Source organism: Delftia sp. GW456-R20 (genome assembly GCF_001622915.1).
Taxonomy (GTDB): Bacteria; Pseudomonadota; Gammaproteobacteria; order Burkholderiales; family Burkholderiaceae_C; genus Comamonas; species Comamonas acidovorans.
Window position 1 is genome coordinate 1954289 of sequence record NZ_LWCN01000004.1, and the last position, 22080, is coordinate 1976368.

The window sequence follows — 22080 nt, forward strand, 5'->3', positions numbered from 1 at the left end:
GCGTCAGGAGCCCGGGTAGAAGGGCTTGCCCAGCGAGGCCGGCATGTTGGCACGGATCCAGGCCGGATTGCGCGAGATCAGCACCAGCACGACGATGGTCGCCAGGTAGGGCAGCATGGACAGCAGCTGGCTGGCCACCTGCACGCCCGTGGCCTGCAGGTGGAACTGCAGCATGGTCACGCCGCCGAACAGGTAGGCGCCCAGCAGCACGCGCGCAGGGCGCCAGGTGGCAAAGGTGGTCAGCGCCAGCGCGATCCAGCCCCGGCCCGACACCATGCCCTCCACCCACAGCGGCGTGTAGACGGTGGAGATGTAGGCACCGGCCAGCCCGCACATGGCGCCGCCGAAGACCACGGCCGCCAGGCGGATGCGGCGCACCGGGTAGCCCAGCGCATGGGCCGACTGGGGCGACTCACCCACGGCGCGCAGCACCAGGCCGGCCCGCGTGCGATAGAGGAACCAGACCAGGGCCGCCGCAATGACTACGGCCCCATAGACCAGCGGGTGCAGGCGGAACAGCGCCGTGCCGACCACGGGCAGGTCGGACAGCCAGGGCACGGCGAACTTGGGCAGCTCGGGCAGGCGCGCCTGCACATAGCCCAGGCCCAGGAAGGCCGAGAAGCCCGTGCCGAACAGCGACAGGGCCAGCCCCGTCGCGTACTGGTTGGTGTTCAGCCAGATCACCAGCACGCCGAAGATGGCGGCCAGCAACGCGCCCGCACCCATGCCGGCCAGAAAGCCCACGGTGGTGCTGCCCGTGTGGACCACGGCGGCAAAGCCCGCAATGGCGGCGCACAGCATCATGCCCTCGGCACCCAGGTTGACGATGCCGGCCTTTTCATTGATCAGCAGGCCCAGCGCGGCCAGCGCCAGCACGGTGCCGGCGCTGAGCGTGGAGCCCAGCAGCAGTGCATAGGATTCCATCAGCGGGCCTCCTTGACTGCAGGCGCCGCTGCGGGCGGGACCACGGGCGTGCGGGACACCCAGCGCACGCGGTAGGCCACCAGCGTGTCGCAGGCCAGCAGCGTGAACAGCAGCAGGCCCTGGAACACGCCGGTCAGCGCCTTGGGCAGGCCCAGGCGCGACTGGGCGAGTTCGCCCCCGATATAGAACATGCTCATGAGAATCGCGGAAAAGATCATGCCCACGGGATGCAGGCGGCCGACGAAGGCCACGATGATGGCGGCGAAGCCGTAGCCGGCCGGGACATAGGGCGTGAGCTGGCCCAGCGGGCCGGCCACCTCCAGCGCACCGGCCAGGCCGGCGGCGGCGCCCGAGATCAGCAGCGCCGTCCACAGCGCGCGGCGCGAGGAAAAGCCCGCGTAGCGCGCGGCGGCCGGGGCCAGGCCACCGACCTGCAGCGCAAAGCCGGCACGGGTGCGGAACAGGAAGACCCACAGCATGGCCGCCGCAGCCAGCGCCAGCAGCAGGCCGATATTGGTGCGCATGCCCTGCATGAGCTTGGGGATCTGCGTGACGCGCTCGAAGGTCTTGGTCTGCGGGAAGTTGTAGCCCATGGGGTCCTTCCACGGACCGTAGACCAGGAAGCCCAGCACCAGGGTGGCCACGTAGACCAGCATCAGGCTGACCAGGATTTCATTGGCGTTGAAGCGGTCGCGCAGCAGGGCCACGATGCCGGCCCAGACCATGCCGCCGAGCATGCCGGCCACCAGGATGGCGGGCACGATCCACGGCCCCGTGGTCTTGTCCGCCAGCAGCGCCACGCCGCCTGCGGCCACGGCGCCGATCACGAACTGGCCTTCGGCACCGATGTTCCAGACATTGGAGCGAAAGCACACGGCCAGCCCCAGCGCGATCAGCAGCAGCGGCGTGGCCTTGACGGCCAGCTCGCCCAGCGCATAGGTGGACTTGACGGGGTCCCAGAAGAAGGCCTGCAGGCCGCGCACCGGGTCCTTGCCCAGCATCACGAACAGGCACACGCCGATCAGCACGGTGATGGCCAGCGCCAGCACGGGCGAACCGTAGGTCCACAGCTTCGAGGCCTGGGGGCGTTGCTCAAGCTTGAACATGGGCGCCTCCCCTGGCGGCATTCTGGGCGGCGTTCGGGGCGGCAGCACCGTCCCACAGGCCGCTCATCCACTCGCCGATCTGCTGCACGGTGGCATCGGCCCGCGCCACCGAGGGCGACAGCCGGCCCTTGGCCACCACATGCAGGCGGTCACATATTTCGAACAATTCGTCCAACTCCTCGCTGAGCACCAGCACGGCGCAGCCTTCGTCACGCAATTGCAGGATGGCGCCGCGGATCTGCGCGGCCGCCCCCACGTCCACCCCCCAGGTAGGCTGGGAGATGATGAGCAGCTTGGGCCTGGCATCGATCTCGCGGCCCACGATGAATTTCTGCAGGTTGCCGCCCGACAGCGACTGCGCCGCCGCGTTGGGGCCACCGGCCTTGACGTTGAAGCGCGCGATGATGGCGCGCGCCTGCTCCTGCAACTGGCCCATGCGGATCCAGCCGCCCGCGCCCAGCGCGGTCTTGCGCGTCAGCAGCAGGTTGTGCGCCAGGCCCATGCTGGGCACGGCGCCACGGCCAAGACGCTCCTCCGGCACGAAGTGCAGGCCCAGCGCACGGCGCCGGCCGGGGCCCAGGCGCCCCGCCTCCCGGCCGGCAATCTGCACCATTTCGGGCGCTGCGCGCGTGTCCTCGCCGGACAGGGCGTACAGCAATTCCTTCTGGCCATTGCCCGAGACACCGGCGATGCCCACGACTTCGCCCGCGCGCACATCGAGCTGTATGCCATGCAGGTCCACGCCGAAGGGCTCCGAGCGCGGCAGCGCCAGGCCCTGCACGCGCAGCACGCTGGCGCCGACCTGGGATTCGCGGTGCGTGAGCTCGGGCGGCTCCGAGCCGATCATCAGCCGCGACAGCGAGGCATTGCTCTCCACGGCCGGGTTGCACACGCCCGTCACCTGCCCGCCGCGCAGCACGGTACAGGCCGTGCACAGCGAACGGATCTCGTGCAGCTTGTGGCTGATGTAGAGGATGGAGCAGCCCTCGGACGCCAGGCGGCGCAGCACGACGAAGAGCTTCTCCACCGCCTGCGGCGTGAGCACCGAGGTGGGCTCGTCAAGAATGAGCACGCGCGGGTGCGTGAGCAGGGCGCGGATGATTTCCACGCGCTGCATCTCGCCCACGCTCAGCGTGTGCACGGGGCGGTGGGGATCGACCTCCAGCCCGTAGTCATGCGCCGTGGACTCGATGCGCTTCACCACCTCGGCCAGCGGCAGGCTCTTGTCCAGGCCCAGCCAGACGTTCTCGGCCACGGACAGCGTGTCGAACAGGCTGAAATGCTGGAACACCATGGCGATGCCCAGCTGGCGCGCCTCCTGCGGGTTGCGGATGTGGACCGGCTTGCCATCGACCTCGATGCGGCCTTCGTCAGGCTTGACGGCGCCGTAGATGATCTTCATCAGCGTGGACTTGCCGGCACCGTTCTCACCCAGGATGGCATGCACTTCGCCGGCGCCCACGGTCAGCGAAATACCGTTGTTGGCCACCACCGCCGGATAGCGCTTGGTGATGCCTGTCAGCTGCAGCCGGGGCGGTGCGGCGGCTGGCAGGGGGACTGTATCGGGGGGATTCATGGCTGGGATTGTCTTTCAATTTCTGCAACAAACTGGAACACAAGTCCTTGAAACCGCCTCGGCGGCCCTCATATCGACCACCACTTTGTTCACCAAAAAGGCGGTTCCTGCCGCCATCGCCTAGCGGGCACGGGACATCAGGGCCACATGCCGCACGGCGTCGCGCAGCCAGCGCGTGGAGGCGCCCATGTGCGTGCGGGCGTGCCACAGCTGGTAGTACACCAGCGGCGCGAACTCCACCGGGCAGGGCAGGATCACCAGGGGCAGGCGCTGGCTGAAGCGCTCGCAGAACAGCCGCCCCGTGGTCAGCACCAGCAAGCTGGTGGCCACGATGTCGGGGATCAGGCTGAAATGCGCGCAGCGCGCCGCCACCTGGCGCTGCAGGCCCATGCGGGACAGCTGGTCGTCGATCACGCCGCGCGCGCCCGGGTAGGTGGGCGTGGGCGCGATGTGCTCGGCCTCCAGCCACTGGGCCACGTCCCAGCCGCGGCGCACGGCCGGGTGCTGGGGGCTGACCAGGCAGACCACCTCGTCCTCGAACAGGCTGGCCATGTGCAGGCCCTGCGGCGGCTCGGGCCAGTTGCCGATCACCACGTCCACATCACCCTGGGCCAGTTGCACCTCGTAGTGCGCGTCGCCGTTGAGGGCCAGGATGTCCACGGGGCAGCCGGGCGCCTCGGTCTTGAGATGGGCCACCAGGCGCGGCAGGAACAGCGGGTCCAGGTAGTCGCTGGCGGCGATGCGGAAGGTGCGCGTGGAAGTGCGGGGATCGAAATGGCGCGCATCGCTGAACAGTCCCTCGGCCGCGCGCAGGATGTCGGCCGCCGGCTGCACCATGCGCAGCCCGGCCTCGGTGGGCTGCATGTGCGCGCCCGAGCGCACCAGCAGCGAATCGCCGGCCAGGTCGCGCAGGCGCTTGAGCGCAGCGGACACCGCCGGCTGGTGCATGCCCAGGCGCAATGCGGCACGCGAGACGCTGCGCTCGGTCAGCACCGTGTGCAGCACCCGTATCAGGTGCAGATCAATCTTGTCGAACAGGGCCTGGTCGCGCATGTAGCGAAGCAATCAGCGAAAAAAAGAGCGGTCGCGCCGGGGACGCGCCGCAGGTCATGGGGAGCCCGCAGCGTAACCCAGCCATGACCCCCGCCAGCTAGATACAAGCACCAAGAATGCCCTGGGCAGGGGCGGTTAAACACTTGTGCACGCAGCGCATGCAATATGCGAGCCAGTCGCCGGCAAACCATTGTCCAAACCTATACAGACTTGCAGTCTGTTAGCGTGATTCAATGAGATCGCTTCAAAAGGAAGTGGATTGCAGGAGACAAGACGATGAAACAGCCAACCCCTTTTTCGGGCATGGTGGCCGCAGCCACGCTCGCCAGTGTGCTGACCGCCTGCGGCGGCAGCGGTGACTCAGGCCTGGGTGTCATCGAGATACGCAGCCTGTCCAACCGGGCCGACATGATCAGCGACGGCAATGCATATATTGAAATTGTGCTGCCCAAGGGCAGCCCGCCCGGTGCCCTGAAGGTGGCGCTCAATGGCACGGATGTCACCGCCCGCTTCGCCCAGCGCGCCAATGGCCGGATTCTGGGCCGGGTCGAGGGATTGAAGGTGGGCGCCAACACCCTCACCGCCACGGCGGCCGGCAGCGCGAGGGCACGCCTGGACATCACCAACCATGGCCGGGGCGATCCCATCTTCGCCGGGCCGCAGACCGCGCCGTGGATCTGCGCCACGCGCAATGGCGCGCAAGCCACCGTTTCGGTGCCCGGCACGGCACTTTCGGCGACCGTGACCACGCGCGTCAGCGGTCTCGATACCGATCCGGTGGATGTCCAGTGCAATACCAGGACCCAGTACACCTACTACTACATGCCCAAGGCCAGGCAAGGCAGCGCCTGCACGATGGGTCCGGCAGGCGCCACGCCCTGCCATGTGGCCTACGACCCATCGCAGCGCCCGGCCGACAGCGAGATCGCCGACTTCACCAACGACCGCGGAGATACGGTCAAGCACCTGCTGCGCATGGAAACTGGCGTCATGGGCCGCGGCACCTTCCAGATCCTGGCCTACCATGACCCCGCGCAGGCCTGGACGCCCTGGGAGCCGCAAAAGGGATGGAACGGCAAGGTGCTGTGGCGATTCGGCGCAGCCGCTTCCGGCAATCGCTTCCAGGAGCCGGCGGTCAACCTCCTCGACCAGTTCAGCGGCAGCCTGCCGTTCGACCCCAATGCGCTCGCGGCAGGCCACATGGTCGTGAAAGCCATGCTGACCAACCACCTGCACAACAACAACGAGTTGCTGGCCGCCGAGAACATGATGCGCATCAAGGAGCATCTGATCGAGAACTACGGCGAAGTGCGCTACACCATGGGCGACGGCGACTCGGGTGGCTCCATGATGCAGACAGTGATCGCCTCCGCCATGCCGGGTCTGCTGCAGGGCATACAGACGGGGCTGAGCTATCCCGATGCGGTGTCCACCTGGATGGAAACACGCGACTGCGGCCTGCTGTCCAGCTACTACAGGACGGCCGCAGGACAGGCACTGAGCGACACCGCGAAGGCCGCCATCAATGGCCATCCGGCCAGCTACTGCGACAAATGGGTAGGGAGCTTCATCGCCCCCCAGAACCCCCGGCTGCCCGACAACTGCGGCGTGGGCTTTCCCGCCTCCATCGTCTACGACCCGCGCACACGCGGCCAGGGTGTGCGCTGCTCGATCCACGACATGCTGGTCCCAGTGTTCGGGACGTTCAAGGACACCGACGGCCACACCAAGCCGCAGCTGCCGTATGACAACACGGGCCTGCAGTACGGACTCAAGGCACTGCAGTCGGGCGCCATCGACGCGGAGGCTTTCGTGCAGCTCAACGAAGGCATCGGCAGCTACACCAACGACATGGACTGGACCGGCGACACTGCGTCCCGGCCGGCAGCCCGCGAGCGGGCCGTGGCCAGCCTGCTGCCCAGGCTCTACAGCAGTGGCCTCACCAACAACGGCAGGAACCTGTCCCAGGTGGCCATCATTGACCTGCGGCCCGAGGGCGGCAGCGACATCCACATGACCTGGCGCAGCTTGCAGCAACGCGCGCGGCTGGATGCCGCCAACGGCCACCATGACAACCATGTGATCCGCGCCAGCAAGGGTATGGTCCCGCTGCTGATCGCCCCGGCCATGCGACGCGAGGCCTTTGTCATGATGGACCGCTGGCTGACCGCCGTGGAGCGCGACACCACCGGCGCTGCGCTGGCACAGAAAGTGGTGCGCAACAGGCCTTCGGATGTCAGGGATGGATGCATCGCCGCAACGGGAGCCGCCCCCTCGGATCTGGACAAAGTCCTGGCCCTGGACGACCCAGCCTGTCCCCTCAAGCCGACCCTGTCGCCACGCCAGGTGGCCGGAGGTCCGCTCGCGGAGGACATCTACCAGTGCCAGCTCAAGCCCCTTTCGTTCACCAGCCCGGAGTACGCCGGCATCACCTTCAGCCCGGCCCAGCAAAAGCGCCTTGCCGCAGTGTTTGCGGCGGGAGTGTGCGACTGGAGCCAGGCCGGAGCGGGCCAGAGCCAAGAGGCGGCTTTCCTGACCGATTTCAGTGCCGGCCCGGCGGGCACCAAGGCCAGGCCTGCTCCGGTCTCGCGCAGCGATTGAGTTGCACCCTGCGCGAAGTCCCGCAGGGGTCCGGGGGCCGGTGATCAGGGTTTGCAGCGTGCCAATTCATGCAATGAAGCAGCAGACTTTCATTGAAGATTTGCATCAAGCACCATGCAGCCGCCCACGATCAACGCCGTCCTCAAGTCCGCGCCCTTTGCGCCCCACCTGAGCAGGGCCCACCTGCTCAGGTTGCGGCGGGAGGTGCTGTTGCGGCACATACCGGCCGGCACCCCGCTTTGCCACAAGACGCACCGGGCCGGCCACTGGGCCGGTGTCGTCCAGGGAGCGGTCAAGATCCATGCGCTGTCGCCTACCGGGCGCAGCACCACGCTGGCCACCTTTACCCCGGGTTGCTGGTTCGGCGAGGGCACACTGCTCAAGAACGAATGCTGGCCGTTCGACGCGACGGCGATCGAGGATACGCTGGTGGCACTGATGCCGGCCAGCACCTTTCACTGGCTGCTGGAGCGCAGCCTCGGCTTCAACCGCTTCCTGCTGGACCAGCTCAATGCGCGCCTGGGCCAGTTCATCGGCCGCTGCGAGCATGCGCGGCTGCACCATTCCAGCCGCCATGTGGCGCACTGCATCTCGGAGCTGACCGATTCGAGGCTGTATCCGGACACCGGCAACCGGCACCTGGGCATGTCGCAGGAGGAGTTGGCCAGCCTGGCCGGCGTGTCGCGCCAGATCGTCAATCGCACCCTGGGGGAGCTGGAGGACATCGGAGCGGTCCGCGTCTCCTATGGCGCATTGACCCTGATCGATCCCGAGGGACTGCGGCGCTTCAGCGAATCCTTCGAGTGAGGCACGGCCCCGGCGCTCAGGCGGCCTCCAGCACCTCGACGCGGTTGCGGCCCTTGCGCTTGGCCGCATAGCAGGCCATGTCGGCCGAGCGCAGCGCGCTGCTGACCGTGTGCTGGCGGGCATCGAGCACCACCATGCCGACGCTGACACCCATCAGGTAGCGCTGGCCCTCGTGCGCGCCTTCCCAGTCCTGCACGGCCATGCACAGGCTCTGCGCCAGCAGCATGCCTTGCTCCGCCGAGGTGCCCGCCAGCAGCACGGCGAATTCATCACCGCCCAGGCGCGCCACCCAGCCCAGCGGCCGGACCACGCTGTCGATCAGCCGGGCCATGTGGCACAGCACCTCGTCGCCCGCCGCATGGCCGCCCTGCTGGTTGACGTGGGCGAAGTGGTCCAGGTCCAGGAACAGGATCACGCCATGCTGCGGCAGGCCGACGGTCTCATCCTCGGTCTTTTGAGCCTCCTCTACCGTGGCGACGGCGGTGTTGTCGCTGTGCTGCAGGGCGGATTCACCCTGCTGCAGCGCCTCGGCCGGCAGGCGCTGGGCGGCACTGCATTCCTGCAGCCACTCATGCAGGCGCATGGCAAAGGCCTCGCGGTTGGGCAGCAGCGTCAGCGGATCGTGCATGGCCTTCCAGCCCGGCTGCTCGCGCACCAGTCGCTGCATGGTCACGTCCTCGACCACCCAGACCAGGGTGGGGTCTGCCGGCACCACGGCGCGCGGCTCCAGGCCGCGCTGCAGGCGCTGCAGGCTCTGGCCGTGCAGGCGCACCCAGATGGGGCGGCCGTCCTTGCGGACAAAGCACTGCTCGCTGTCGAACTGGCCGTACATGTCCAGGTCCTTGCGCACGCGCTCCAGCAATTGGATGTGCGCCGCGTCGGAGGCGCACAGCTGGCGTATCGCCTGCCCCTGCAGCTCGCGCGGCGGGTAGCCGAGCATGCGCGCGGCCTGCAGGCCCACCAGCTCCAGATGCGCCGACCGCGTGACCACCAGGCCCACGGGCGCGTAGTCCATCAGCGTCTGCAGCTGCAGTTGCAACCGGCCGACCTCGTGCGCCTGCTCCTGCCCCATCTGCCCCAGGCGATGCAGGGCCTGCCACAGCGTGGAGGCTTCGCCCCAGGCATGGGTCCAGGGCATGCGCCAGCCGCCTTCCTCGGCATGGCCCGGCTCGGGTTCGGGCGCAGGATCGGGCTCCTCGGCCATGAGCCTTCCCTGGCTCGCCAGCCATTGGCGTGCAGTGCGGTGCAGGGCCGCCATGGGCTCGGTGACCAGGATCAGCAGCAGGACCAGCAGGCCAGCGACACCGGCCACGGCGGCCAGCAGCCACCACAGCACGCGCGGCGCCAGGCTGGGTGCGATGGCTTCCTCGGGGGTGATCCTGACCACCAGCCACTGCGGCAGCGGCATGCCTGCCGTCGTCACCAGGTAGCCCGCGCGCCGCTGGGTGTCGGGGCCCACCTGCACTGCGCCGGCCGCGGGGTCCTGCAGCCAGTCCGCGCCCAGCCCGGGCTCGGCCTCGGCGCGAGCCGACCAGCGCGAGGGGTCGGAATGTGCCAGGATCTGCCCGTCGCGCTGCATGACCAGCAGGCGCCCGCTGGAGCGCGAGGGATCGATGCTGGGCGGCAGCAGGGCCTGGGCGGACATGCGCACGCCGGCCGAAAGCACGCCGCTGACCGTGCCGTTGCCGGTGCGCAGCGGCACGGCGTACAGCAACTCCATCATTCCGGGATCGGCCCCCTTGCGCACCATGGTGGAGACCACGGGCCGGCCATCGGCCAGACTGCGCCGCATCACGTCGCGCACGCCTTCGTCCAGATCGACCAGGGGCTCGGAACGGCCGCCGCGCAGGCTGAGCTGCAACTGGCCACGCGCGTCGGCCAGTTGCAGGGTGTCGAACAGCCGCACGGATGCGTCTCCACGCAGCATCTCGCCCATCAGCCGGCTCGGGTCGCTGCCCTGGTCGGCAATGCCCTGGGCCAGCACCCACAGCAGGCGCTGCTGCTGCTCCAGCCGAGCGGCCAGCATGCGCGCCACGGTATCGACCTCGTCGGCCTGCCGGGCCATGGCGCGCTCCAGCGTCTGCTGGCGCATGTTGTGCGAGACCCACCAGGCACTGCCAAGGCCCGCCAGCAGTACGGCCGCAGCGGCCAGCGCCAGCACCGTGCAGCGCATGGCGCCCCAGCCTGTGGCCGCGCGCGGCCGCGAGGGTGAATCCGGCAGCTGCGGAGCATCCTGGGATGCCAGCAGTGCCTGGAAAAAGGGAGATCGGCGGGCGTCCAGTGACATGACGCCATCAATATATGCAGGCCCGAAAGCCGTCCCACTGGGTGGAACCCGCGAACCAGTGGATACCCCGCCCCGCAAGGCCCGGCGCTTGCAGGCCGGCACCCGTCAGCGGCGTGGGAATCAGCCTACTGCGAGCACTTCGAGGGCCGCCGGCTTGGGCAGATCGATGACATTGCCCCGGCCCGCGATGAGCCCGTGCTCACGCAACTGGCGCAGCACGCGCGAGAAGGTCTCGGGCGCAATGCCGAGCTGGGCGGCGATCAGCCGCTTGCGCAGGTGCAGCGTCACGCGCAGGCCACCAGCTTCGTGCGGCATGGCATGGCGCAGCAGCCACTGGGCGCAGCGCGCCTCGGCGTCCTTGGACAGGCGGCTCACCGCCAGCTCGGTCTGCGCGCAGTAGGCCTGGGCCATGTCCTGCAGCAGTTGCTGGGCGGGCGAAGGCAGCTGCGAGACGGCCTTCAGGAAGTCGGCCTGGGGAAGTTGCTGCACGCGGACATCGCTGTCGGCCAGCATGTCCAGGCTGCTGCCGCGCCGCTGCAGCACAAAGGCCGCATCCAGCCAGGCAGGCCCTTCCACGACACCGAGCTGGTGGCGCATCTGCCCACCCTGGCCTATGCCCAGGAGCACGCGACCGCGCTCCAGATACATCACCGTATCCGGCGACTGCCGACGCAGCCTGAGCCAGGTACCCGCGGCCAACACCTGGGCGGAACCCGGCGCGAAGGCGAAAGCTTGCAAGGAAGACAGGGCGAACATGCATGCAACTTTGCCGGCTTTGCTCCCGCCGCGTTTTGAGCCATGTCAATCCGCCGCCAGCACACCGGTCCGCAGGCGGCATACTTGTCACAAGAATGTCACCAGTGAAACGTAATGTATCCAACTGAAAAGTTGAGCCCATGATCGATCCCCAGATGCTCGCCAGCCTGCCCGCTGCCGCGGCCGTGCTCTCCGCCGCCGTGCGGTCCGGCGCAGGCCCCGTGGCGCAGCTCATGCGTGCGGGCGGCCTTTACTGCGTCTTCCAGCCGCTGGCCGACTTGCGCAGCGGCAGCATCTATGCGCATGAGGCGCTGATCCGCGGCCCCCATGGCACGCCGCTGCACATGCCCGATGCCCTGCTCAAAGGGGCGGCGGCCGAGGGCATTCTTCGGGAATTCGAGCTGCTGGCGGTCTGCGTGGCGCTGCAGGACTGGGGCCGGCAGAGTGCACCGGGCCGGCTGTTCGTCAACCTCAGCGCCCAGGCGCTGGTGCAGGCCGTGGGGGTCTGCGGCCCCGGCATGGTCGGGGACACGGTGCGCAGCTTCGGCGTGCAAGCCCGCTCCCTGGTGGTGGAGATCACCGAACACGACCATGTGACCGACATGCCCGCCGTCTGCGCCGCCGTGAAGGCCGTGCATGCCACGGGCGCGCGCCTGGCGCTCGATGACTTTGGCGACGGCCGCTCCAGCCTGCGCCTGTGGTCCGAGGCCAAGCCCGACTTCGTCAAGATCGACAAATACTTCATCCACCAGATCGAGCAGCGCCCGGCCACGCTGCAGCTGCTGCAGGCCATCAAGGGCATTGCCGAGGTCTTCGGCACCACGCTGATCGCCGAAGGCATAGAGACCGAGGACGAGCTGCGCACCCTGCGCGACCTGGGCATTCCGTATGGCCAGGGCTGGCTGCTGGGCCGCCCTGCCGAAACCGCCCAGCCCCAGATCAGCACGCAGGCGCGCAGCGTGGCCCAGGACCCGCGCGTGGCCGTGCTGCCCCACCAGGGACACAGCGCACGCCCGGGGGTGCTGCGCAATCTGATGGTGATGCAGGCGCCCTGCGTGGTGCCCACGGCCAGCAACGACGAGGTGGCCGAGCTGTTCCAGGCCGGCCAGCAGCTGCATGCCATTGCCGTCGTGGAGGCCGGCCGGCCGCTGGCGCTCATCAACCGCCAGCAGTTCATGAACCACTACGCCACGCTGTACTTCCGCGAAGTGCACGGGCGCAAGCCCTGCCTGGCCTTTGCCAACGTGCAGCCGCGCATCGTGGAGCTCGATTGCGATGTGGACCAGCTCGTGGGCATCCTGACCTCGCAGGACCAGCGCTACCTGAGCGACGGCTTCATCGTCACCGACAACGGCCGCTATGTGGGCCTGGGCACGGGCGAGCAGCTGGTGCGCCGCGTGACCGAGGCCCGCATCGAGGCCGCGCGCCATGCCAACCCGCTGACCTTCCTGCCCGGCAACATCCCCATCAGCCTGCACATGCAGCGACTGCTGGACAGCGGCGCCGGCTTCGTGGCCTGCTACGCCGACCTCAACCACTTCAAGCCCTTCAACGACCACTACGGCTACTGGCGCGGCGACCAGATGATCCGCCTGGTGGCGCGGCTGGCCGTGGCGCACTGCGATGCGCGGCGCGACTTCGTGGGCCATGTGGGCGGGGACGACTTCATGCTGCTGCTGCAAAGCGAGGACTGGCAGCGGCGCTGCGAAGGCATTGTGGGCGCCTTCGCCAGCGAGGCGCGCCAGCTGTTCGACGACCAGGCGCGCGAGGCCGGAGGCATCTGGGCCGAGGACCGCCACGGCATCCGGCGATTCTTTGCCTGCACCACGCTGTCCATCGGCGTGGTGCGCGTCACGCCGGGCAGCGTGTTGGCACCCGAGGACATCGCCAACCTCGCGGCCCTGGCCAAGCAGCAGGCCAAGGCACAAAGCCTGCCGGGGCGCGGCGCCATCGCGCTGCACACGCCGCACGATGAAGCACGGCGCCCGGCCCTGCACGGCACCGCAGCGGCCTGGCCTGCCTGAAACAGAAAGCCCGCAGGCTCTTGCGAGGCTGCGGGCTGGTGGCTGGCCGCCGAACGCTGACAGCAAACGCCGACAGCGTCTGGGCGCGGCCCAGCGATCAGTTCACCGATGCACCAGACTCGTACCAGCGCTTGACCATGCTGCGCTCGTCATCGTTCAGGGCACCCGGATTGCCAAAGGGCATCTTGCGCAGTTGCACCACCTGCTGGTAGATCTGCTGGGCGTGGGCCTTGACCTGCTCGGGCGAGTCCAGGCGCACATTCTTTTGCTGCAGGGCGGCACCGTGGCAGACCACGCAATGCTGCTGGAAGAAGGGCGCCATCTGGGCGTAGCCCACGGCGCCGTCGGCGGCGGGAGCAGCGGCCGCAACGGGTGCAGCAGCTTCGGCACCGGGCGCCGCCGTCGCAGCGGGCTCGGCACCAGCAGGCGCCTGCACGGCAGCGGGAGCCGGTGCGGGGGCTGCGGCAGGCGCAGACACAGGGGCGGCGGCAGGCGCCGGTGCAGGCTTGAGCCAGACGGCCGTGCCGATCAGCACCAGCACGCCGACCAGGGCGTAGGGCCAGGGATGGGCATTGCGGCCCAGCTTGAAGCCGTGGCGCATCACGAAGAACTGGCGGATGGCAGCGCCCGCGAACATCATCAGGATCAGCACCAGCCAGTTCAGCTCATGGCTGTACAGCCAGCCGTAGTGGTTGGACAGCATGGCGAACAGCACCGGCAACGTGAAGTACGTGTTGTGCACGCTGCGCTGCTTGCCGCGCTTGCCGTGGATGGGGTCCACGGGCTGGCCTTCCTTCAGGGCCTTCACCACCGTGCGCTGGCCGGGAATGATCCAGAAGAACACGTTGGCGCTCATCGAGGTCGCCAGCATGGCGCCCATCAGCAGGAAGGCGGCCTGGCCCGGGAAGATGTGGCAGGCCAGGAAGGCCGCGATGCACACCAGCACCAGCACCATGGCGCCCACCGTGGCGTCGCCGTTCTTCTTCTGGCCGAAGACGCGGCAGATGCCGTCGTACAGCAGCCAGAACACGACCAGGAAGGCCAGGGCCGAGGCAATGGCCGCAGCCGAGCCCATGGCGTTGGGATCGGCCGGATTGACGAGGTAGATCTTGGCGTTCCACAGATACGACACCGTCAGCAGCGCAAAGCCGCTGAGCCAGGTGGTGTAGCTTTCCCAGTAGAACCAGTGCAGGTGGTCCGGCAGTTTGGGCGGGGAGACATTGAACTTGACGGGGTGGTAGAACCCACCGCCGTGCACGGCCCAGAGTTCGCCGCTGACGCCCTGCTTCTTGAGGTCGTCATCGACAGGCGGCGTAAGGCTGCTGTCGAGGAAGACGAAATAGAAGGAGGAACCGACCCAGGCGATGGCCGTAATGACGTGGAGCCACCGCAACAGCAGGTTGGCCCAGTCGAGAATGTAGCTTTCCATAGCTCTCAACCTTGGCAGCGTGGGGGCCGCCGGTGTTCAACCTGCTCACCACTGCGGGCGCTCTGAGCAGAAGAAAAAGGCCGCGCACCCGGTAGATATACCGCCGGTGCACCGCTGCGACCATTTCGTAGACACAAAGTGTATGCAATTTTTCGACAGCCAGCCGGCTTGCGCGACATCAATTCACTAGAGATTTCCCTGATTCTGCGCGGGCGCGGCGCCGCGCCGCTGCAGCAGCTGCGCCGCCACGGCCACCGCGATCACCTCAGGCTCCTTGCCCTTGATGCCGGGCACGCCGATGGGGCAGGTCACATGGTCCAGCTCCGCATCGCTGAAGCCGCGCTCGCGCAGCCTGCGCCGGAAGGTGGCCCATTTGGTGGCGCTGCCGATCAGGCCCACATAGGGCAGGTCGCCGTGCTGGCGCTGGCGGCTCAGGCATTGGGCGACCACCTCCAGGTCCTCGGCATGGCTGAAGCTCATGATCAGCACCTGGGAGCCGGCGGGCAGGTCGGCCACGGCGGACTGCACGGGATCGGAGTATTCACACTGCACGAGCTCGTGCTCCTCCTCGGGGAAGACCGAATCGCGGCTGTCCACCCACATCACGCGGTAGGGAAGATTGCACAGCAGGCGCACCAGCGCATGGCCGACGTGGCCTGCACCGAACAGGGCCACGCAGTCGCGCGGCGGCTGCAGCCGCTCGCGCAGCATGTCCATGCGGCCCTGGGGCACCAGCACGAACCTCAGCATCACCACGCCGCCGCAGCACTGGCCCAGGCTGGGTCCCAGCGGATAGCGGTGCTGGTGCTCGGCGAGGGCGGGACCGGCCTGCCCAGGCTGTCCGGGCAATCCGGCCTGAAGCGCAGCGTCGCGCAGCAAGCTGCGCGCGCGGTCGATGGCGTCGAACTCCAGGTGCCCGCCGCCAATGGTGCCGGCCACGCGGTCGGCAAACACGGCCATCCAGGCGCCGCGCTCGCGCGGCACCGAGCCGCGCGACTCCATCACCTCGACCCAGCACAGCGGCCCCTGCGCAAGGCCCTGCTCGACTTTCTTGAACGTGTCACTCCACATGGGCGCACCTGACAGCCCGTCGTGGCGCCTGCGGGCTTCGTTGGAATTTGTTGCGGGATTTTCCGCTGCGGCACTTGAGTTTTGCGCTCCGACTGCCGGTGCCGCAGCGTTTCAGGATACGCTCGCAATCATGCCCGATTCCCCCGATTCCTCTCAGCACAGTTCCGTGCAAAAGCCACGTTCCGGCCGTCCCTGGCTGTGGGCGGGACTGATGGCCGCCATTGCCTCCCTGGTCACGGCCTGCAAGTCGCCACCCGGCCCCGGCCCGCGCCCCGACGAGGCCACCTCCAGCGCACAGCTGCAGTACCGCAAGGTGGCAGCCAACCATCTGTACGCGCGCAATGCCGAGCGCATCTACAAGGGCCAGCTGCCGCCCATGCTCTACGCGATCGGCGTGCTGCAGGTGCAGATCGACCGCAACGGCCAGGTCCAGCGCCTGCACTGGATGCGCGCGCCCAGCCATGCCCCCGAAGTGATGAGCGAGATCGAGCGCCTGGTGCGCGCCGCCGCGCCCTTCCCCGCCCCGGCCGGCGCCGCCCGCATCACCTATACCGATACCTGGCTCTGGGACAAGTCCGGCCGCTTCCAGCTCGACACGCTGACCGAAGGCCAGCTCTGAGCTTCAGCACGGTTCAGGCAGATTCACGCGGCTGGCCGTCGGCAAAGCTCCTGGCGCTTCTGAGCAGGCAGGTCACGGCATACAGCACCAGGTCGTCCGGGGCATCGTCGTTCACGCGGTTGATGACCTCGATGGCATAGCCCAGGTCCTGCGACATCTGCGGCAGCACGCCTGCCGAGCGGTCGCCGGCCTGCAGGCTGGCCACCGCCTGGTCAGCGCTGGCGTGGTAGCCGCGCAGCAAATCACGCGCGGCACACACCATGGCCGAGCCGGCGCGCTCTGCATGCAGCTCCAGCACGCCCAGGGCCGCGCCCATGTGGCACAGCGCATCGACCGCCAGCACCTCCTGGTGCTGTGGTGAGTATCTTCGGTGGCTGCGGCCCGGTGGGTTGACTGTCTTCATGGCTCCCCTTGCGCGGGACCGTGCTGGTCCCGAAGCAACAATACCTTTCAGGTCCCTTGCAGTCAATACCTTTCCGGTCCATGATTGCCGGCGATGAAACAGACCGATCCTCAGTACAAGCTGCGCCTGCCGCAGGAACTCAAGGACCTCGTCGAGGAGGCAGCCAAGCGCACCGGCCGTTCCATGAACGCCGAAGTCGTGGCCCGGCTGCAGACCACGTTCGAGGCGCCTCTGCTCGGCCGCCTGTCGGCCGCGACGGACCCTGCGCTGGAATGCGAGGAGCCCGTGAGCATCTACGACATCAAGATGAGCGCCGAAGCCGTGGAGCGCATCGAAAAGCGCCTCGAACGCATAGAGCAGGCCGTGCTCCCGCCCGCTGCGCCGGGCAGCGCCAATGAAGACGGCGCCGTTGGCGCCGACTGAGACGATCGCACAAAGAAAAACCGGCCCGCAGGCCGGTTTCGCTCAAAGGCCCCTCAGGGCCGGGATCACTCGACCACCTTGGTGATCTTCGAGCCCTGCAGCGACACGCCGGCTTCCAGGCCCGCATTGGTCAGCACATAACTGGTCACGGGGCCCTGGGCGGTCGTGGTGTCCACGCTGCCATTGGCGCCCACCTTGCCTGCGGCCACCGTGGCATCGGCGCCCACGGACCAGCCATCGCTGGCCAGGAACTTGTCGAGCGCTTCCTGGGTGTTGAACACATAGATCACAGCCTTGGACTGGCCACCGGCCTGCCAGCCCACCGAGGCGCCGGTCGTGCTGTAGTAGCCCTTGTTCTGGCCGCCGACGCGCAGCACGCCGCGGCCATGCTCGACACCGATGACGAAGCTGCCGCCGATCACCGAGGGGAAGATCAGCACGCCCTTGGAGCGGGCCACCATTTCCTTGGAGCCTGGCGCCGTCTGGTACAGCCGCTCCAGCGCGGCGTTGGCGCGCGCATTGACGGTGGTCGCATCAGCGCGCGGCGCGGACTGGGTTTCCGGCTTGGTGGTCGTGCAGCCGACCATGGCAATGCTGCCGGCCGCCAGTGCAGTGGCCATCACGACGGTACGCAAAGAAAACTGACGCATGGGAAAACCTGCCTTTCTTGATTGGACGTTTTGGGGAGACCCCATCGGTTCATTGGATTGATCACCTTGCCTCCCGGTCCCGGGCACCCCTTCCAGTGCTCGCAAACCGTTTCTGAGACAGGCTGGGGATGATGCTAGGCCGCTTTGCGGTACTTGTGATGAGACATGTCACAAGTTGCGCCATAGGACTACAGGCCCGCAGGAAATGTCTGAAAATCCCGTGCCGGGCCGCCACAGCCTGCGCCTCAAGTCCGCTGATGCCAGAATGCAGCACGGCAACGCCCGGCATGCCGGGTCATCCACACCGAGGGAGTTCATGAAGTTCTGGAGCCACTTTCACCATCCCCAGGCAGCCATGGTGCTGCTGCGCGTCACGCTCGCGGTCCTGTTGCTTTTTCACGGCTGGGCCAAGCTGCGCTACGGCATAGGCAGCATCGAGCGCATGGTGGAGTCCGCGGGCGCACCGGGCTGGCTGGCCTATGCGGTCTATCTGGGTGAGGTGGTGGCGCCGCTGCTGCTGCTGGTCGGCCTGTGGGTGGTGCCTGCGGCGCTGGTGATTGCGATCAACATGGTCGTGGCCTTTGCGCTGGTGCACACCGGCCAGGTGATGCAGCTGCACAGCTCGGGAGGCTGGGCGCTGGAGCTGCAGGCCTTCTTCTTCATCACGGCCCTGGTCGTGGCCATGGGGCACGCCAAGGGCAAGTAGCCCGCCTTCTTGCAGAGACAGGAACAGAAACAAGAGCAGAAACGGCCCGCAATGCGGGCCGTTTTTCGTTTCAGGGCTCACTCCAGGCCATCCCCCGACAGCCTGCCTGCAGCAGGGCTCAGGAGCCCCGGTATGTGGAATAGCTCCAGGGGCTGACCAGAAGGGGCACGTGGTAGTGCTGGTCGGCATGGGCCACGCCGAAGTCCAGGCTCACCTTGTTGAGGAAGTTGGGCTCGGGCAGTTGCACGCCACGGGCCTTGAAGTAGGCCGCCACGTCGAAGGTCAGGCGGTAGGTGCCGGTCCTGAGGCTGTTGTTGTCGAACAGCGGCGCATCGGTACGGCCGTCGTGGTTGAGCACCAGGCTCTTGATCAGCGTGGCCTGGTCGCCATCGGTGGAATACAGCGCGACAGCCATGCCGGCTGCGGGGCAGCCATTCATGGTGTCGAGGACGTGGGTGCTCAGGCCCATGGAAATCTCCTGTGCGGCGGGAGCTGGCCCGCCCGGTTGTCATTGGTTGGTCAATGCACGGAGCGCGGCGCGCGACAGCACTCGCGGCCCTGCCCTGCATTCGCAAAGTGTATACAGTTTTTGTACTCCCTTGAAGGGCGTTGCACGGCCGACGCCTAGGCAGATACCCGCACTTTCGGCGCCCGGGCCGGCGCGCGGGAAGGCTGCCGACGCCATGCTTCTACACTGTGGTCCGCCGCCGCCCCGGCCGCAGGACCCTGCGGCCGGGGCACATAGGGCGGCACAGGACTCGCGCTCTTTTTCCACTGTTCCACTGTTTCATCTGCCAAGGAGATACCGATGCAACTTCGCTCCCCCTTGCTTGCAACCAGCCTGGCGCTGGCCATTGCCAGCCTGGCCGCCTGCAGCAGCACGCAGCCGCCCGCGGCTTCGGCGGCGCCAGCACCCGTGGCCGCAGCGCCTGCCCCGGCAGCGGCGCCCATCACGCAGAGCAGCGCGGCCCAGGCCGCCAGCGCCGCCTATGACTTCGACATGGATGTGTTCCATCCCGTCGTGGGCAGGAGCGGCATGGTGGCCAGCGAGCAGGAGCTGGCCTCGCGCATCGGCCTGCAGATCCTGAAGTCCGGCGGCAATGCGGTGGACGCCGCCGTGGCCATGGGCTTTGCGCTGGCCGTGGCCCTGCCCAACGCAGGCAACATCGGCGGCGGCGGCTTCATGGTGGTGCATGACGCCAAGAGCGGCAAGAACATTGCGCTGGACTTCCGCGAGGTCGCGCCCTCCAAGGCCACGCGCGACATGTACGTGGGTGCGGATGGCAAGGTCATCGACGGCAAATCGCTCTACACCCACTACGCCGTGGGCGTGCCCGGCACCGTGGCCGGCATGGAGCATGCGCTGAAGAAATGGGGATCGCTGCCCTTGTCCACGGTGATTGCGCCGGCCGCAAAGCTGGCCGACAAGGGCTTTACGGTCAGCGAGACCCTGGCCAAGATCCTGGAGCAGGAAAAGAAGAACATGGGCCAGTGGCCCGCCACCCAGGCCATCTTCTGGCGCAACGGCGAGCCCCTCAAGCGCGGCGACCGCCTGGTGCAAAAGGACCTGGCGCAGTCGCTGCGCCTGATCGGCCAGCAGGGCTCCAAGGTGTTCTACGAAGGCTCCATCGCCCGCAAGATCGCGGCCGAGATGGCGCCGCATGCAGGCGCCCTCTCGCTGCAGGACCTCAAGAGCTACAAGGTCGCCGAGCGCGAGCCGCTGCGCGGCACCTACCGCGGCTACGAGATCGTGACCATGCCGCCACCGTCCTCCGGCGGTGCCCACCTGATCCAGATCCTCAACATGATGGAACGCTGGCCCATGAACCAGTGGGGCGTCAACAGCGCGCAGAGCATCCACTACATGGCGGAAAGCATGAAGCTGGCCTATGCCGACCGTGCCGAATACCTGGGTGATCCCGACTTCGTGACCGTGCCGCTCAAGGGCCTGACCTCCAAGCGCTATGCCGAGGCACTGGCCGCCGGCATCGACCCCTACCAGGCGCGCGCCGGCAAGGACATCCGGCCCGGCAAGCCTCAGCCTTACGAGAGCGACCAGACCACGCACTACTCGGTGGTGGACAAGGCGGGCAACGCCGTGGCCGTGACCTATACGCTGAACACCAACTTCGGCAGCGGCATCGTGGCCAAGGGCACGGGCATCCTGCTCAACAACGAGATGGACGATTTCTCGGCCAAGCCCGGCGTGGCCAACGCGTATGGACTGGTCGGCGGCGATGCCAATGCGGTGGCCGCAGGCAAGCGCCCTCTGTCGTCGATGACGCCGACCATGGTGCTCAAGGGCGGCAAGCCCGTTCTGGTCACCGGCAGCCCCGGCGGCGCACGCATCATCACCACCGTGCTGCAGACCGTGGTCAACACCATCGACTTCGGCATGAACCCGGCCGAGGCCGCCGCCACGCCGCGCTTTCACCACCAGTGGACGCCCGATGAGCTGCGCGTGGAAAAGGGCATCAGCCCCGACACCGTGGCCCTGCTCAAGTCGCGCGGCCACAACGTTGCCGTGAAGGCGTCGATGGGCCGCACCCAGACCATCGAGCTGCGCGACGGCATGCTCTACGGCGCCTCCGACCCGCGCAACCCCGACGGGCAGACACTGGGCTATTGAAGCAAGAAAAAGCCGCGCCCGTTGCCGAGCGCGGCTTTTCACAACAGGGCGGCGCAAGGCCGCCCTCCCACCAATCGTTGTCTCAAAGGCCGGCCATCAGTCCTGGACCTTCTGGCCCACTTCGAAGTTGGCCTGGATCTCCAGCGCACGCACCATGCCCGAGTGGTCCCAGTTCGCGCCGCCGTGGGCCACGCAGCTGTTGAACAGCTCCTGCGCCTGGGCGGTGTTGGGCAGGGACACGCCGAGCTGGCGCGCGCTGCTCAGGGCCAGGTTCAGGTCCTTCTGGTGCAGCGAGATGCGGAAGCCCGGGTCGAACGTGCGCTTGATCATGCGCTCGGCATGCACTTCCAGGATCTTGGACGAGGCAAAGCCGCCCAGCAGCGCCTCGCGCACGCGGGCCGGGTCGGCACCGGCGCGCGACGCGAACAGCAGGGCCTCGGCCACGGCCTCGATGTTCAGCGCCACGATGATCTGGTTGGCCACCTTGGCGGTCTGGCCGTCGCCATTGCCGCCCACCAGGGTGATGTTCTTGCCCATGCGCTCGAACAGCGGCTTGACGCGCGCGAACACGTCCTCGGGTCCGCCGACCATGATGGACAGGGTGGCGTTCTTGGCGCCCACCTCGCCGCCGGAGACCGGCGCATCCAGGTACTGGGCGCCGATGGCCTCGATGCGGCGCGCGAAGTCCTTGGTGGCCACGGGCGAGATGGAGCTCATGTCCACCACCACCTTGCCGCTGCTGCCCTTGAGGCCGGCGGCCACGCCGTCCTCGCCGAACAGCACCTTCTCGACATCGGGCGTGTCGGGCAGCATCAGGAAGATGATGTCGGCCCGCTCGGCCACGCCGCGCGCCGTGGTGCACTGGGTGGCGCTGCTCTCGGCGATCTGCGCGGGGATCTTGCCCAGGGTGTTCACGAACAGCTGGTGGCCGGCCGTGAGCAGGTGGCCCGCCATGGGCGCGCCCATGATGCCCAGGCCCACGAAACCAAGCTTGAGAGAGGATGCATTCATGCTGT

General features: G+C 67.8%; 19 protein-coding genes. 7 read left to right on the top strand and 12 right to left on the bottom strand.

From position 1 onward, the window contains the following. Nucleotides 1-3: 3 nt before the first annotated feature. From A4F85_RS14050 to A4F85_RS14065, 4 genes are all read right to left on the bottom strand, one after another. The gene (locus A4F85_RS14050) at nt 4-924 is read right to left on the bottom strand and encodes an ABC transporter permease (protein ID WP_013803692.1); all 921 of its coding nucleotides are present in this window, start codon (nt 922-924) and stop codon (nt 4-6) included. Continuing rightward, nucleotides 924-2030: an ABC transporter permease gene (locus tag A4F85_RS14055; RefSeq protein WP_012204059.1), complete on the bottom strand. Its 1107-nt coding sequence runs from the start codon at nt 2028-2030 to the stop codon at nt 924-926. Before A4F85_RS14055 ends, A4F85_RS14050 begins: the two co-directional genes overlap by 1 nt. Then, nucleotides 2017-3606 (bottom strand): ABC transporter ATP-binding protein, encoded by a 1590-nt coding sequence (locus tag A4F85_RS14060; protein ID WP_063326924.1) that lies wholly within the window; start codon nt 3604-3606, stop codon nt 2017-2019. The genes A4F85_RS14055 and A4F85_RS14060 overlap by 14 nt, the downstream gene beginning before the upstream one ends. A gap of 120 nt (nt 3607-3726) precedes the next feature. Beyond that, complete coding sequence (locus A4F85_RS14065) at nt 3727-4659, bottom strand: LysR family transcriptional regulator (protein ID WP_012204057.1); 933 nt, start codon at nt 4657-4659, stop codon at nt 3727-3729. A 276-nt stretch (nt 4660-4935) separates the two neighbouring features. On the opposite strand from A4F85_RS14065, the gene A4F85_RS14070 reads away from it, so the two are divergent. Beyond that, a complete protein-coding gene (locus A4F85_RS14070; protein WP_063326925.1) occupies nt 4936-7260 on the top strand; it encodes a DUF6351 family protein in 2325 nt (774 codons plus the stop codon). Between the two features lie 114 nt (nt 7261-7374). Next, nucleotides 7375-8067: a Crp/Fnr family transcriptional regulator gene (locus A4F85_RS14075; protein ID WP_063326926.1), complete on the top strand. Its 693-nt coding sequence runs from the start codon at nt 7375-7377 to the stop codon at nt 8065-8067. Nucleotides 8068-8083: 16 nt separating this feature from the next. On the opposite strand, the gene A4F85_RS14080 is transcribed toward A4F85_RS14075, so the two are convergent. Further along, a complete protein-coding gene (locus A4F85_RS14080) occupies nt 8084-10354 on the bottom strand; it encodes a sensor domain-containing diguanylate cyclase (RefSeq protein WP_063326927.1) in 2271 nt (756 codons plus the stop codon). Nucleotides 10355-10474: 120 nt separating this feature from the next. Then, nucleotides 10475-11110, bottom strand: coding sequence for a Crp/Fnr family transcriptional regulator (locus A4F85_RS14085; protein WP_013803698.1), 636 nt, complete (start codon nt 11108-11110; stop codon nt 10475-10477). A 140-nt stretch (nt 11111-11250) separates the two neighbouring features. Between A4F85_RS14085 and A4F85_RS14090 the strand changes: the two genes are divergently transcribed. Then, on the top strand, nt 11251-13134 hold the full coding sequence (locus A4F85_RS14090) for an EAL domain-containing protein (protein WP_063326928.1): 1884 nt from the start codon (nt 11251-11253) through the stop codon (nt 13132-13134). Nucleotides 13135-13231: 97 nt separating this feature from the next. Here A4F85_RS14090 and A4F85_RS14095 read toward each other — a convergent pair whose 3' ends face one another. Together A4F85_RS14095 and xdhC are read right to left on the bottom strand one after the other, a co-directional pair. Continuing rightward, a complete protein-coding gene (locus A4F85_RS14095) occupies nt 13232-14563 on the bottom strand; it encodes a urate hydroxylase PuuD (RefSeq protein ID WP_043824011.1) in 1332 nt (443 codons plus the stop codon). Between the two features lie 186 nt (nt 14564-14749). Then, complete coding sequence (gene xdhC / locus A4F85_RS14100) at nt 14750-15634, bottom strand: xanthine dehydrogenase accessory protein XdhC (protein ID WP_063326929.1); 885 nt, start codon at nt 15632-15634, stop codon at nt 14750-14752. Nucleotides 15635-15764: 130 nt separating this feature from the next. On the opposite strand from xdhC, the gene A4F85_RS14105 reads away from it, so the two are divergent. Further along, nucleotides 15765-16253, top strand: a complete 489-nt coding sequence (locus tag A4F85_RS14105; protein WP_063326930.1) for a hypothetical protein — start codon at nt 15765-15767, stop codon at nt 16251-16253. A gap of 13 nt (nt 16254-16266) precedes the next feature. Here A4F85_RS14105 and A4F85_RS14110 read toward each other — a convergent pair whose 3' ends face one another. Continuing rightward, nucleotides 16267-16656 carry a hypothetical protein gene (locus A4F85_RS14110; RefSeq protein ID WP_063326931.1) on the bottom strand — a complete coding sequence of 130 codons (390 nt, stop codon included), beginning with the start codon at nt 16654-16656 and terminating at the stop codon, nt 16267-16269. Between the two features lie 93 nt (nt 16657-16749). On the opposite strand from A4F85_RS14110, the gene A4F85_RS14115 reads away from it, so the two are divergent. Then, nucleotides 16750-17079: an Arc family DNA-binding protein gene (locus A4F85_RS14115; protein WP_063326932.1), complete on the top strand. Its 330-nt coding sequence runs from the start codon at nt 16750-16752 to the stop codon at nt 17077-17079. Between the two features lie 65 nt (nt 17080-17144). Here A4F85_RS14115 and A4F85_RS14120 read toward each other — a convergent pair whose 3' ends face one another. Then, entirely contained in the window at nt 17145-17729 is a 585-nt protein-coding gene (locus A4F85_RS14120) for a BPSL1445 family SYLF domain-containing lipoprotein (protein WP_012204046.1), read from the bottom strand. A gap of 316 nt (nt 17730-18045) precedes the next feature. Between A4F85_RS14120 and A4F85_RS14125 the strand changes: the two genes are divergently transcribed. Next, nucleotides 18046-18435 (top strand): DoxX family protein, encoded by a 390-nt coding sequence (locus A4F85_RS14125; RefSeq protein WP_012204045.1) that lies wholly within the window; start codon nt 18046-18048, stop codon nt 18433-18435. A gap of 118 nt (nt 18436-18553) precedes the next feature. On the opposite strand, the gene uraH is transcribed toward A4F85_RS14125, so the two are convergent. Continuing rightward, nucleotides 18554-18904 (bottom strand): hydroxyisourate hydrolase, encoded by a 351-nt coding sequence (gene uraH, locus A4F85_RS14130; protein ID WP_012204044.1) that lies wholly within the window; start codon nt 18902-18904, stop codon nt 18554-18556. Between the two features lie 339 nt (nt 18905-19243). Here uraH and ggt point away from each other — a divergent pair, with 339 nt between their 5' ends. Then, the gene (gene ggt, locus A4F85_RS14135) at nt 19244-21064 is read left to right on the top strand and encodes a gamma-glutamyltransferase (RefSeq protein WP_012204043.1); all 1821 of its coding nucleotides are present in this window, start codon (nt 19244-19246) and stop codon (nt 21062-21064) included. A 96-nt stretch (nt 21065-21160) separates the two neighbouring features. On the opposite strand, the gene glxR is transcribed toward ggt, so the two are convergent. Then, entirely contained in the window at nt 21161-22075 is a 915-nt protein-coding gene (gene glxR, locus A4F85_RS14140; RefSeq protein ID WP_043824000.1) for a 2-hydroxy-3-oxopropionate reductase, read from the bottom strand. Nucleotides 22076-22080 lie beyond the last annotated feature (5 nt).